Annotated in this window: 12 protein-coding genes and 1 other RNA gene; 3 read left to right on the top strand and 10 right to left on the bottom strand. The window is 44.2% G+C overall.

Annotation, left to right across the window (positions count from 1 at the left end; translation table 11 throughout):
* Nucleotides 1-164: 164 nt before the first annotated feature.
* Entirely contained in the window at nucleotides 165-341 is a 177-nt protein-coding gene (locus tag MKX34_RS01005; RefSeq protein ID WP_169744731.1) for a hypothetical protein, read from the top strand.
* Between the two features lie 111 nt (nucleotides 342-452).
* Here the strand turns inward: MKX34_RS01005 and MKX34_RS01000 are convergent, their stop codons facing one another.
* Both MKX34_RS01000 and MKX34_RS00995 read right to left on the bottom strand, forming a co-directional pair.
* Nucleotides 453-956: a Crp/Fnr family transcriptional regulator gene (locus MKX34_RS01000; RefSeq protein WP_178420376.1), complete on the bottom strand. Its 504-nt coding sequence runs from the start codon at nucleotides 954-956 to the stop codon at nucleotides 453-455.
* Complete coding sequence (locus tag MKX34_RS00995; RefSeq protein ID WP_081389226.1) at nucleotides 895-1080, bottom strand: hypothetical protein; 186 nt, start codon at nucleotides 1078-1080, stop codon at nucleotides 895-897. Before MKX34_RS00995 ends, MKX34_RS01000 begins: the two co-directional genes overlap by 62 nt.
* 221 nt (nucleotides 1081-1301) lie before the next feature.
* On the opposite strand from MKX34_RS00995, the gene MKX34_RS00990 reads away from it, so the two are divergent.
* On the top strand, nucleotides 1302-1772 hold the full coding sequence (locus MKX34_RS00990) for a DinB family protein (protein ID WP_176462614.1): 471 nt from the start codon (nucleotides 1302-1304) through the stop codon (nucleotides 1770-1772).
* Between the two features lie 51 nt (nucleotides 1773-1823).
* Entirely contained in the window at nucleotides 1824-2270 is a 447-nt protein-coding gene (locus MKX34_RS00985) for a YdeI/OmpD-associated family protein (protein WP_036687161.1), read from the top strand.
* Between the two features lie 236 nt (nucleotides 2271-2506).
* Here MKX34_RS00985 and MKX34_RS00980 read toward each other — a convergent pair whose 3' ends face one another.
* From MKX34_RS00980 to secG, 8 genes are all read right to left on the bottom strand, one after another.
* Nucleotides 2507-3823, bottom strand: coding sequence for an NAD(P)/FAD-dependent oxidoreductase (locus MKX34_RS00980; protein WP_036687159.1), 1317 nt, complete (start codon nucleotides 3821-3823; stop codon nucleotides 2507-2509).
* A 31-nt stretch (nucleotides 3824-3854) separates the two neighbouring features.
* Nucleotides 3855-5162, bottom strand: a complete 1308-nt coding sequence (locus MKX34_RS00975) for an aminoacetone oxidase family FAD-binding enzyme (RefSeq protein ID WP_081382602.1) — start codon at nucleotides 5160-5162, stop codon at nucleotides 3855-3857.
* A 464-nt stretch (nucleotides 5163-5626) separates the two neighbouring features.
* Entirely contained in the window at nucleotides 5627-5992 is a 366-nt protein-coding gene (locus MKX34_RS00970; RefSeq protein ID WP_036687158.1) for a hypothetical protein, read from the bottom strand.
* A gap of 406 nt (nucleotides 5993-6398) precedes the next feature.
* The gene (locus MKX34_RS00965; RefSeq protein ID WP_036687156.1) at nucleotides 6399-6761 is read right to left on the bottom strand and encodes a hypothetical protein; all 363 of its coding nucleotides are present in this window, start codon (nucleotides 6759-6761) and stop codon (nucleotides 6399-6401) included.
* A 298-nt stretch (nucleotides 6762-7059) separates the two neighbouring features.
* Nucleotides 7060-7424, bottom strand: a transfer-messenger RNA (tmRNA) gene (gene ssrA, locus MKX34_RS00960).
* Nucleotides 7425-7625: 201 nt separating this feature from the next.
* Nucleotides 7626-8105 carry an SsrA-binding protein SmpB gene (gene smpB / locus MKX34_RS00955; RefSeq protein WP_036687155.1) on the bottom strand — a complete coding sequence of 160 codons (480 nt, stop codon included), beginning with the start codon at nucleotides 8103-8105 and terminating at the stop codon, nucleotides 7626-7628.
* A 775-nt stretch (nucleotides 8106-8880) separates the two neighbouring features.
* Nucleotides 8881-11748, bottom strand: coding sequence for a ribonuclease R (gene rnr, locus MKX34_RS00950; protein ID WP_076297319.1), 2868 nt, complete (start codon nucleotides 11746-11748; stop codon nucleotides 8881-8883).
* A gap of 354 nt (nucleotides 11749-12102) precedes the next feature.
* Nucleotides 12103-12336: a preprotein translocase subunit SecG gene (gene secG / locus MKX34_RS00945; protein WP_036687153.1), complete on the bottom strand. Its 234-nt coding sequence runs from the start codon at nucleotides 12334-12336 to the stop codon at nucleotides 12103-12105.
* Between the last annotated feature and the right edge of the window lie 220 nt (nucleotides 12337-12556).

Below are 12556 nucleotides of genomic sequence, written 5' to 3'. Positions count from 1 at the left end.
GGTTCCGAAACAATCATTTACTCATATCTCCCATATCTAACCGTGTTCTGAGCTAATGATTATAGGACAGCGAATGGATTGTGATCATACAACACGAATAGCCACACAGTAGCCAGCACATAATAAAATTCTCAACCATTAGGTAAACAAGGAGGAATTTTCAATTGAGCGCAAATAAACCAGACAAGAATCTGATCAACACTGTAAAAGATTTGGAAGCCACGCCCGTAAACAGCCTGGAAGCCCAACAGCAGCAACAAGCCCGTAATGATCGCCGCAAGCAATCTCAGCATGACAGCGACGGCAAATTCACGGAAAATGAAACCGGGAACTTTCATTAAAGTCGGGAATACTGTTGGAATCTTCTTTTTAAGCTGCAATAACGTAAAAAGACACCCTTCAAGGTGTCTTTTCTTTTACTACCTATGGAGCCGCATCATAATGTATTTCCTTTAATCAATACGTATCAACTGCTCATCCTGTAATCCAAGCAATGATTTTTTCACGGTCTCACGCGCCGTTCCTGTCATATCCGCCAGGTGTTGATGCGTTAATTTCAAATCGATTAGAACACCTTCATCAGAGGGCACTCCGTGCTGTTCTGTTAGACGCAACAACACGCGAGCAATACGCGTACGCACGTCGATAACGGTCAAGCCTGTTATTAATTTATTGGCATCACGCAGACGATCTAATGCTGTTTCCAAAATGCAGATTAGTATTTCCGGATTACTTTTTAGTAAAGGAATGAAATCGCGTTTTTTCAAAATACATAAGGTAGACTTCTCAATGGTCCTTGCAGAAGCAGAGCGCGCTCTTTCATTTTGCAACAAAGCCATCTCTCCAAAGAAATCACCTACTCTAAAAATAGAGAGTACTACATCCCTAGAGTGGTTATCTTGATAGATTTGAACAACTCCAGATAAGAACCAGATAGAGCTCCTCTCCCTCTTCACCCTCAAAAAAGATGGACTCTCCTTTTATATAAGTACGCTCGCCACATACCTTAGCAATTTCAGCTAAATATTCATCATCAAGATGTTCAAAGAACGGAAAATCCTGTAACAGTTGTGGGTTCATCTTCTAGAGGTTCCTCCAGTATAAGTAATAAATTTTTTAGGATTGAATCGCGAACCTATCCTATATTGCAATACTTTTAATTCAAGATAAATAGCGACAGCTTCATTAAATTATGATGTATCACAAATTTTCCAAATGCACCATCGTAAAATGGAAGGTTTTGGTTGCTGAGAACAAGAATAAAGTTAAGATTCTAAAATTCAAGAAGTGAGTTGATGAACATGAGTGATAAGATGGTGGCTGTTTTAAGAAGACAGTTTGATCCAACCGTAGAAATGTTGAAGAATCTTATCGAAGTATGTCCTGATCATTTTTGGAAGAATACCAAGCATAAATACTGGAAGCATATATTCCACGCTACAACCAGCATGAAATTTTGGTTTAGGCAGCAGAAGGATGAAGAATTCAAAATACCTGACTTCGGTAAAGATATAACAGAAGACTTAGATAAGGAGTGCTCTGACTACCCTACTAAGGAGGAAATGACGACGTACCTAGAGGAGATATTGAGTGTGGCTCGTAATTTTTTTGATGAACTTACTGACTGCAGATTATTGGAACCATGTGTACTATACGAAGAAATAACTAAAACTGATGTTATCCTCATGCAGATAAGGCATGTTCAACATCATATAGGTTATTGCAACAGCATATTGAATTCGAATCACCTAGAAACAGCAAAGTGGCTATGATAAAATGAGTGACCGAAATCAGCTTCTTTACCACGAGGAGTGTTATTTAATATGGTTTATGAATTTGATAGTGAGATAAAGCTGCTGGAAGGTAAAATGAAATGGAAAGTAGTCTATTTCCCCTATTCAGTAAGGGAGATATTCAATACTAATGGTAAAGTACCTATTCAAATCTCTGTTGACGGGTACGAATTTGACCATACTTTATTGCCGTCAAAGAATGGGCATTATTTTGTTTATAACGAATTTATTCGAAGAGCATTACAAAAAGAGCTCGGTGATACATTACATATAATACTTAAGAAATGCGAGGAAAATCGTAAACTGATTGTGCCAGATTACATTACTACAAACCTTGAAGAGTACCACATGCTGAATACATTTCTAAACCAGCCTGATTACATTAAACGAGAGCAGATTAATTATATTGAGCTTGCTAAAAAGGAAGATACAAAAAATAGACGAATACTAGCTCTAATTGATAAACTTAAGGATTAATAAAGGGACGACAATAAAGTTGAGGTAAAATGAAGACATCAGAGTTAAGCAACGAATATTGATATTTCGCTAAACCCCAACAATCATTTTTAAATGAGCACCAAACTTTAAAAAATCACAAAAAAGCGATGAGAAACAACCCTCATCGCTTTCACATTACTAAAACCAGACTTGTTACAGCAAACCTCTGCCTAGTAATAGGTGATCGTTTAAGAGTCAGCAACCATCTGCCCCCCTTACGTGGTGCTAGCACGTCGATCAGCAAGCGCCATCGCGGCGGCATAGCCGGAGCTCCAGGCCCATTGCAGGTTATAGCCGCCGCAATCTCCATCGACATCCATCACCTCACCTGCCAAATACAGTCCAGGGACTAACTTAGATTCCAACGTTCCTTCGGTTAGCTCCGTCGTATCGATGCCACCAGCTGTTGTTTGTGCATTAGTAAAGCTATTGGTATCGGTCACTTTAAATTCCCAACGCTTCAAGATTTTATAAAATATTTTTTTTGTTTTCCACGAAAGATCCTGACAAAGCAGGTGCAACTGTTGATCAATTCCAGCCTCCTTCAGCAGAACTGGAATCAGTTTCTTGCTGACGATACCTATAAGGGAATCGGCAACCGTCCGGTGTCCGAAGATCCCCCAGTGGATCTCCAGAAAATCAATTAACTCTTCCTCCGTGCGCTCCGGCATTAAATCAACCGACAATGTCACCGATTCTCCTATTCCGAGATTATACGCAGCCTTTCTGCTGAGCTGAAGTATGGGCGGGCCCGAGATACCATAGTCCGTAAAAAGAATCTCACCAGACTCAGTGCGGATGACTTCATTGTTTACGATAACATGGGCCTCTCCCTCAAATTTGATGCCCGATAGTTCCTTCAAATACGGATAATCCAGCTTCAATTGTACAATGCCTGGCACCGGGTTGATCAAGGTGTGCCCCAGACGTTGGACAAGCGTATAACCGGAGCCGTCCGTTCCCGTTTTGGGAGCGGTAAGGCCGCCTGCACATAGAAAAAGATAGTCGCTGGTATACACAACCTGTTCCTCTGTCTCCGTCTGGCAGGTTATCGCGAACCGCGGATGTCCCGCCGAAACGGTAACATCCAACACTTTATGTTTATAATATACGGGAACATTCCGATCCTCCAGCGCCAGCTTAAATACACCCGGCACCGAAGCCGCCTGCAGCGACATCGGATACATCCGGCCATTCTCCAAGCTTACAAAAGGAAGCCCGAGCGAGGAGAAAAATTCGATCGTTTGGCGGACACCGAATTGCCGCAATACATGTATTGGGAATCCTTCCTGATTACTGTGATACTTGCGTGATAAAGCGGCCGCTTCATCCGTACCGGTGGCGGTGGATTGGTTCGTAATGTTGCAACGCCCGTTACCCGTCGTTATTATTTTCTTCCCCAGCCGGTCATTGCTTTCAATAATTGCTGTATCAATACCTTGATCCCTCGCTGTAACTGCAGCCATTAGACCTGCAGCACCCCCACCGATAATGAACAGCTCGTGGTGCTTAGAAGTCTGATCCTTATACATGTTAATTGATGCATCCCTTTTCCTAATAAATTTATTGAATTGACTTAGCTAGCGCCATGGCGGCCACATATCCGGAACTCCAAGCCCATTGTAGGTTATAGCCGCCGAAGTCTCCGTCCACATCCATCACTTCGCCAGCCAAATAAAGCCCAGGTACTAGCTTGGATTCCAGCGTTCCTTCGATTATTTCCGACGTATCGATGCCGCCAGCTGTCACTTGTGCATTCGTAAAGCCATTAGTATCCGTCACCTTAAATTCCCAGCGCTTCAAGATTCGATAAAATTTCTCCTTAGTTTTCAACGACAGAGCCTGGCAAAGCAGCTGTGGCTGCTGATCTAAGCCGGTCTCCTTGAGTAGGACCGTAACAAGCTTCTTGTTAAAGATGCCAACGAGAGAATCTGCAACCGTCCGGTGTCCAAAAGTCTCCCAGAGCCTTTCTAAAAACTCAACTAACTCTTCCTCCGTGCGGCCAGGCATCAGATCCACCGATAATTTCACCTGTTCTCCTCTTGCAAGATGATACGCAGCCTTCCTGCTTAGCTGGAGAATTGGCGGACCAGTAATACCATAGTCCGTAAAGGCAATTTCGCCCTGTTCACTGCCGATGACTTTACCGTTTACAATAATATGAGCTTGTCCCTGAGATTTGATAGTGGACAGTGCTCTCATATTCGGATATTGCAGCTTCAGTTGCACAATGGCCGGTAAAGGCTCAATCAGGGTGTGTCCCAGACGTTCAGCAAGTGTATACCCAGGAGGTTCTTTTCCCGCATTTGGACCGGCAAGGCCACCCGCAGATAGAAGTAGATAGTCGCTAGTATAAACAACCTCCTCCTCTGTCTCCGTTTGGCATTTTATCTTGAAGCGCGGATGATTCTTCGAAACAGTAACATCCAACACTTTGTTATTGAGGTACACCGGAACATTCCGATCCTCCAGCGCAAGCTGGAAAATATCCAGCACCGCTGCTGCCTGCAGCGACATCGGGTACATCAAGCCATCCTTCAATCTTGTAAGCGGAAGCCCGAGAAAGGAGAAAAAATCAATGGTCTGACGGATGCCAAATTGCTGTACTACCTTAAGTGGAAATCCGGGCTGATTACTGTGATACTTACGCGATAAAGCGATTGCTTCATCTGTACCCGTTGCAGTGGATTCATTTGTAATGTTACAGCGGCCATCACCTGTCATTAATATCTTCTTTCCAATCCGGTCGTTACTCTCCAGAATGGCAGTATCGATACCCATATCCCGCGCAGTAACAGCGGCCATTAATCCAGCAGCACCTGCGCCGATAATAAACAGCTTGTGGTGCATAGAAGTCTGATTCTCATACATGGTTGATCAATGCATCCTTTATTCCAATTTTTCTAAAAGCACAGAAGCACTTTATTAAATTATAGCATAAGTGTACTGGTTTTCATTTATCTCCTTATGTACTCATCACATCTTAGGTTAGCCTTTTATCCCTTGACTGCAATTTAGTCCATAAACAAGAAAAAAACCGCTTTATCAGCGGGTTTCAAATAGAGCCGAGGAGTCGAACCCCTATCCAAAGATAACGGCACATAAGCTTCTACGAGTGTAGTTACAGTTTTGATGTCCCCTAGAAGCATTCTATCCAATATTTGATGAGTCATTCTGATTAAGGAGACTGATCATAGGAATAACTCCTTAGTATAGTGATCCAATTATATAAGTTAATCCTGAATATATCGGTTCTTCACAGTGCTTCTTCAATACGCAGAAAGTACCTTTGGCGCTACAGATGATGGCTGGATCCTTTTAATTTTTAGAAGTTGCTAATTCCCTGCGGAATCAAGATACGCTTCAGCTTCTTCTATCGATTCGTACAAGTTTGCAATATCTTTAAACATACGATTCATTTGCGTTTTGTAGAACGCGGTAGGCGCAACATACACCCATTTATGTTTTGTAGAGATTCCAGCTTTCACAGCATCTTCACCAGTTGGAGCAAGAATTGCCATCACCTCTTGCTTAAATACCAGGCCACCAGTAATTACAGTCATACCTGTAAACCCTCGCTTAGTTTTCTTCAGTACTTTCGGAAATTGTTCTGCGTACGCAAAGGCATCCTCAACTTCCATACCGTCCGATGTTACAATAATTCTGTTTTTATTTTTAACATAATCAATAGTAAAACTCATAATAGTAATTCCTCCGAATGTTTTTGCTTTTGAGTGCTTAATGCCATAATCTAATCTTATATCAGTTCGAGCTCTTATAGATGTAGTTTCGGAAAATGTGCCACTAATTATTAACTTCAAAGTGAATGATCTAATTTTAGACGTAGACAACATGTCTACAAAAATGAATATATTAGTTCCCCATAATTCATTGTCTGCATTCGGTCTACAATTCAATCACTAAACAGCAAAAAACCGCTATCTCAGCGGGTTTTTGCTTATGAAGCCGAGGGAAGTCGAACCCCTGTCCGAAGATAACGGCACATAAGCTTCTACGAATGTAGTTACAGTTTTGATGTCACAAAATTCATGACTCCCACCAGAAAATTGTTTACGGTGTAGTTGTAATTCTAAACTCAAAACTGTGCTATAGCGAAAAATCGGTAACACCCTTTTTATAGGAAAATTTAAGGCTATATGTTTCTTCTTTTCCATAGGGCATTGTAGCAATTTTTATACGAGTATAATCAAGCCTGCTATCTCTTAACACTCTCTTTATCAAGGCTATACTCCGTTCTTCTTCCGTAATGATACAAAATATATTAAGAGCATATTTTTTCGGGTCGGAAATGCATTTACCCATATCAAAGCCATCAACACAACCTAAGTTAGTATCTACTAGAGATATGTCCAGGTATTCCATGACTTTATCTCTTAACCAGTTATCACGTTGGCTTCCTTTTTCACTTTTTAGAGGATACTGTACTACTAACCAAAATTTCTCACTCATTCATAATCACCAGCCAATGAAGAGATTTATTATAATAATTATAACAAAGAAACTTTGCAAAAGGGTACCGTTAACCATAGTATGGGAACCATCCTCATGCGGATGGTATTCGTGGTGGTAGAGAAATCTTTTGCAGTTTAAAAATATGCATACCAAACATTCCGAGACCACATAGTAGACATGATAAACCACAAGTACACATTTGAGGAATTGGCTGAAATCATTAAAAGGCATTGCCTAACTTTAATTATGAGGATACAAAAAAGCGACCCCTAAAGGTCGCTTTTTCTAAAACTCCATATGGAGCCGAGGGGAGTCGAACCCCTGTCCGAAGATAACGGCACATAAGCTTCTACGAGTGTAGTCACAGTTTTGATGTCACCCGAGTATCGCCCCGTAACCGGCTATACGTTGGGTCAGCCTGATTGTCTTCTTCAGCTCACCGCAGGCGGAGATGAGACAGCGTATCCCACTATTTGTTAGCCCCTATCCCTGTCACATGGGCGATGCAGAGTAGAAGCACGCACACAGTTTCTTAGGCTGCGAAAGCGTAGTTGTTTTGTTGTTTGCCGTTTAATAGGCTTTAGCGTTGATGAAGCGGACGCGTCCCCACTACTCGCTACTCATGCTCGAACTACCCCCGTCGAATCCAAGAACGGCCCCTCATTAAAAAGGGCGCTTCGGATCAAGCGGATCTTCCAAGCAAGAGAGATCCAATCTACAGCTTCTTATTCAAGAAAACTGTAACGAAGCAATAACTAACTTACTTACTCAGTATAGCACATTTATCAACACTTTAACACGTGGGTTAAAGGAATTGAAGGTTGAAACTGGAACTCATTTGAATCGTCTAGTTCTCCCAGATTATCTGGCGATCTTTTGCTTATCACGTAGTACACGCTGGATATCACGTTGAGCATCTCGCTTGGCAGCCGAGTCACGTTTGTCATACTCTTTTTTACCTTTACCAAGACCAATCAGCAGCTTCGCATAGCCATTCCGCACATAAATCTTAAGTGGCACAATCGTAAACCCATCTCGCTTGGACAAGCCCAGCAGTTTATGAATTTGCTCCTTATGCATTAACAATTTACGTGTGCGTGTGGGATCAGTAGGATTGGCACGATTACCTTGTTCAAAAGGGCTGATATGCATGTTGTGAATCTGAATCTCACCATTGCGGATCGTAGCAAAAGCATCTCCAATATTAGCGCGGCCATTACGCAGCGACTTGATCTCTGTACCCGTCAGCACCAAGCCAGCTTCATAAGTATCCTCGATAAAATAATCATGGGAAGCTTTCTTGTTCTGGGCAAGTACTTTCCCGTCTGCTTTTTTACCCATGAGAATCACTCCTTGAATCATATTCATAAGTTAAAGTAACCATGTCTGTCTAATCTTAAACGACACAGCCATCGAATGTCTGATCTATATTGTAACAAATGGAATCAAGTGAGCGCAAGGAACCTTCAACCAAATATACCTCACCTAATTTGTCATAGAGTTGTCAGTAACATTACCCAATATCTAGCATTTGTTACAAAAAAGCATTAAGCTGAGTTGATCTGGAGTTTTTCAACAAATAGCGAAGTTACCCTTTTACTTGAGCGCCTTAATTAACAGATAGTTATCCACTAATCTCCACATATCTATATCCATCTCCCCTATTTACTTATTACCTATTTGTTCTCAATTATCCGCTTCCCTCTTCTTGGATATACATCTATTCGACGCCTATTCAAATAGTGCTGCTTTTACCTATACTGTGCAATCCTATACTGTACCTATCCTATCCTATCCTATCCTATCCTCTAACTATTCACTTGCTATCACCTACGTTTTTCTATATAAATGTATTTCGTGCAACTATTTAAGCCTTATCACCGCCAAAAAACTAATTAGTTGCACTTTCTGCAGCTAAAAAAGCGAAATCAGACCAATTATGGGTAACTGATCAGATTTAGATGTACAAAATGCAATTAGCTACCACTTTTACTACATAACCCAAATTTAACTGCACATAATGCAATTAACCAAGTTGATTATTAGTTAAAAAGCACCGCCACAGGAGGGACGGTGCTTAGTATCGTTATAGAGTTATGCAGCGCATAACCGTCATTTATTTCTTTTTACGCTTACGTGGTGCTCCTTCTGGAGCGCCGCCATTATTGTCACTTCGTTTAGAAGTGACTTGCTCAGATGTCTCTACGTTGCCTGGTGTCACGGACTGGCCGATGAACACCCCGCCCTTGGTTTTCTTTTTGCGGCGGCCTTTGCCTGTAGGAGCGCCGTTACGGCCTTCTCCACCGCCAAAGTTACCCCCGCGATCCTCGCGGCTGCGGAACTTCGTGCTGCCGTCCACGCCCCGCGCTTCGCCGCCGGAGGAGTCGGACGCAGGAGCGCCGTATCCGCCTTTGCCGGAGCCAAAGCCGAAGCTGATGCCGCATCCACCACCGGCACCGCCGGTGTCTCCGCCGCGGCCTCGCCCGCCGCTGCGCTCACGCGGCGCGCCTGCGTTGCCGCCGGCTTCGCCTCCGCGCTCTGCGCCCGGCGCAGCAACTACCCGGCTCGCATCCTCGCCGACCTCGCGCCCGCGCTTCCGCTTACCGCGTCCGCCCGCTGCGCCAACACCGGCCGCTTCGCGCGGTCCATCACCGGCGCGCACACCTGCACCCGGCTTGCCCTTGCCCACGCCTGCAGCAGCGCCGCCGGGCTTGCCTTTACCGCCGCGTCCCTTGCCCGCGGCGCCTTTGCCCCCGGCCGGCTTAATGAAGCCGCCGCCCGAACGGCCACCCTTGCCTCCGCGGCCGCCCGCAAAGCCACCACCGCGGTGCTCGCCTGGCGCGCGTGGCTTCATGTCGACCAACTCGAAATCGATCGTGTGGTCATCCATATTTACTTTGGCGACTCGGATCTTCACCTCGTCACCAATGCGGAACACACGCGATGTGCGCTCGCCAATGAGCGCCATATGACCTTCGTCGAAGTGATAATAATCGTCGCTCATTGCACTGAGACGAATAAGACCTTCGACGGTATTATCCAGCTCGATGAACATTCCGAAGCTGGTCACACTGCTGACCATAGCCTCGAATTCCTCGCCTACTTTATCCTGCATGTATTCTGCTTTCTTCAGTTGCTCCGTATCGCGTTCAGCTTCTACCGCCACACGCTCGCGTTCCGAAGACTGCTGAGCAATGTCAGGCATCCGGCTAGACAAATAATCATGCCGCTTCTGGGTCAGTGCCCCTCCATTCTCAATCACTTCACGCATTACGCGGTGAATGACCAGATCGGGGTACCGGCGAATTGGAGAAGTAAAGTGAGAATAATATTCCGCAGCCAGTCCGAAATGGCCCGTGCTCTCTGCATCATACTTTGCCTGCTTCATGGAACGCAGCATCATCGTACTGATGACCGTTTGTTCCTTTGTGCCTTGGATTTGCTCCAACAGATCCTGCAAAGCACGTGGATGAACCGAATTGCCACGGCCCTTCACGTGATATCCGAAGTTGGCCGCAAAAGCCATGAAATTCTGCAGCTTCTCTGGGTCTGGATCTTCGTGAATCCGGTAAAGGAACGGAACCTTCAACCAGTGGAAATGCTCAGCAACTGTTTCATTTGCCGCCAGCATAAACTCCTCGATAATCTGTTCCGCTACAGAACGTTCACGCTTCACGATATCTACAGCCTTGCCGTTCTCATCCACGATGATTTTGCTCTCTTCAAAATCAAAATCAACCGCACCCCGGCGCATCCGCGCATCGCGCAGCTTCATCGCCAATTCCTTCATGAGGCGGAAATCGTCAATCAGTGGACTATAACGTTCCAACAGCTCTGGATCTTCGTCTTCGAGAATTTTACGAACATTGGAGTAAGTCATTCTCTCTTTGGTGCGAATCACGCTCGTAAAGACATCGTGCTTCACAACCTTCATTTGCTCGTTAAATTCCATTTCACAGGACATTGTTAACCGGTCTACCTGAGGATTCAAGCTGCAAATCCCGTTCGATAGGCGGTGCGGCAACATCGGAATAACCCGGTCTACCAAATACACACTACAACCGCGGTCATAGGCTTCTTTATCCAGCTCAGAGCCTTCACGCACATAATAACCTACGTCTGCTATATGGACGCCCAGCTTGTAATGTCCATTCTCCAAGCGCTGTACGTTTACCGCATCATCCAAATCCTTAGCATCTTCGCCATCAATCGTAACAATGTTCAGTCCGCGCAGGTCGCGTCTTCCTTGCTCCGCAATCTCCTCTTCTGTAATTGAATCAGGAGCGCTATCGGCTTCATCCAGTACTTCAGCTGGAAATGCCTCAGGTAATTGATGTTTGCGGATAATGGAAAGAATATCAACACCCGGATCATCCTTATGTCCGAGAATCTCAATAATTTCACCTTCTGCCGCTGCTCGGCCTTCCGGATAACTCACAATACGCACAACGACCTTTTGACCATCAACAGCACCTTTAAAGGATTGCTTCGGAATAAAAATATCACGATTAATCCGCTTATCATCAGGCAGCACAAAACCATAGGTCTCCAGGTTCTGAAATACACCTACCGTCTGCAACACGCCACGTTTTACAATACGTACTACTTCGCCTTCCATACGTCCGCCGGACGGACTTTTAGAGGTAATACGAATCAGAACGATATCGCCATTCATAGCTCCCTTAAGATCATTTGCATGGATATATACGTCAGGATGATCACGATCATCCGGGATTAGAAAAGCAAAACCCTTCGCATGTGCTTGTAAACGTCCACGCAGCAAATCCATCCGTTCTGGCACGCCATAACGTGCAGTACGGGTTAATACAATTCTTCCATCCTGCTCTAATTCAATCAGCAGTTCCTCGAACTTTTTAAACCCCTCGCTATCCTCTAGAGCAAAATGACTCACCAGCTCTTCATAAGTCATTGGTTTATATGCAGTTTCCCGCATGAAATCGAGTAATATTTCTTGTGTTATCATGTTCGTCACCCCAGCCCTCCGCGGCTTCAAGCCGCTGGCAAATATGTATATCTTGTCCTGCCCTGCAGTAATGCCAAGTAAATTTTACCTTTACTACTTCATACCCTAGTATACACGAAATCAATCCTGCGCATCCCTGTTACTGTCATCCAAAGGTTAACACAGTACAAAATTTCCTTTAAATGCTGAAATACATCCATGCCGACTGCAGGTTTACTTCCTATCGATCCAGCCTTTTTCTTTGCGAATATGAAAAGAAAAGCACCCTTAGGTGCTTTTTAACTCCTTTTAATATAACAAAAAAGCCTCCGCTCTATTCCATTTAGAACAGAGCGAGGGCTTACGGTAGATCTTTTAGTCGATTAGAACTGCAGCTAGAATCGCCATGATAAAGAAACCAGCAGCAAGTCCAACAGTTACACGTTGTAGTACGAGCTCCATACCACGAGCTTTTGTTTTACCAAAGAGATGCTCAGCACCGCCAGAGATGGCACCGGAAAGACCCGCGCTTTTCCCCTTTTGCAGAAGAACGACCGCAATAAGACCGACGGAAAAAATCAGGAGCACAACTTTCAAAAAGATATCCATTCACTTCCACCTCCTACGCCTAAGCATCACTATCTATGGTAATTTAGGTTATCACGATACATAAACAGTATTCTTATTTTATCATAGCGCTGTCGGTAATACAACAGCTTAGACTGTTAAGTCGTAGCTTTTCTTGCAAGATAAGGATAAACCTATTGAAGTCTATCTTCTTCAAATCATAAAAAAGACCCGCCATAACGGCGGGTCTTCGAAGTCTGCT

The sequence above is a fragment of the Paenibacillus sp. FSL R5-0636 genome (genome assembly GCF_037974255.1).
In the GTDB taxonomy this organism is placed as follows: Bacteria; Bacillota; Bacilli; order Paenibacillales; family Paenibacillaceae; genus Paenibacillus_AQ; species Paenibacillus_AQ odorifer.
The sequence above is the reverse complement of the archived record's forward strand: the minus strand, read 5'-3'. Positions and strand labels throughout refer to the sequence as shown.

Excerpts from the sequence above, each read along its gene's own strand:
- MKX34_RS00975 (WP_081382602.1), bottom strand. The coding sequence starts at position 5,162 with ATGTATGAGAATCAGACTTCTATGCACCACAAGCTGTTTATTATCGGC.
- MKX34_RS00980 (WP_036687159.1), bottom strand. The coding sequence starts at position 3,823 with ATGTATAAGGATCAGACTTCTAAGCACCACGAGCTGTTCATTATCGGT.
- MKX34_RS00995 (WP_081389226.1), bottom strand. The coding sequence starts at position 1,080 with ATGAACCCACAACTGTTACAGGATTTTCCGTTCTTTGAACATCTTGAT.
- smpB (WP_036687155.1), bottom strand. The coding sequence starts at position 8,105 with ATGGGTAAAAAAGCAGACGGGAAAGTACTTGCCCAGAACAAGAAAGCT.
- MKX34_RS00990 (WP_176462614.1), top strand. The coding sequence starts at position 1,302 with ATGAGTGATAAGATGGTGGCTGTTTTAAGAAGACAGTTTGATCCAACC.
- MKX34_RS00965 (WP_036687156.1), bottom strand. The coding sequence starts at position 6,761 with ATGAGTGAGAAATTTTGGTTAGTAGTACAGTATCCTCTAAAAAGTGAA.
- MKX34_RS00985 (WP_036687161.1), top strand. The coding sequence starts at position 1,824 with ATGGTTTATGAATTTGATAGTGAGATAAAGCTGCTGGAAGGTAAAATG.
- secG (WP_036687153.1), bottom strand. The coding sequence starts at position 12,336 with ATGGATATCTTTTTGAAAGTTGTGCTCCTGATTTTTTCCGTCGGTCTT.
- rnr (WP_076297319.1), bottom strand. The coding sequence starts at position 11,748 with ATGATAACACAAGAAATATTACTCGATTTCATGCGGGAAACTGCATAT.
- MKX34_RS00970 (WP_036687158.1), bottom strand. The coding sequence starts at position 5,992 with ATGAGTTTTACTATTGATTATGTTAAAAATAAAAACAGAATTATTGTA.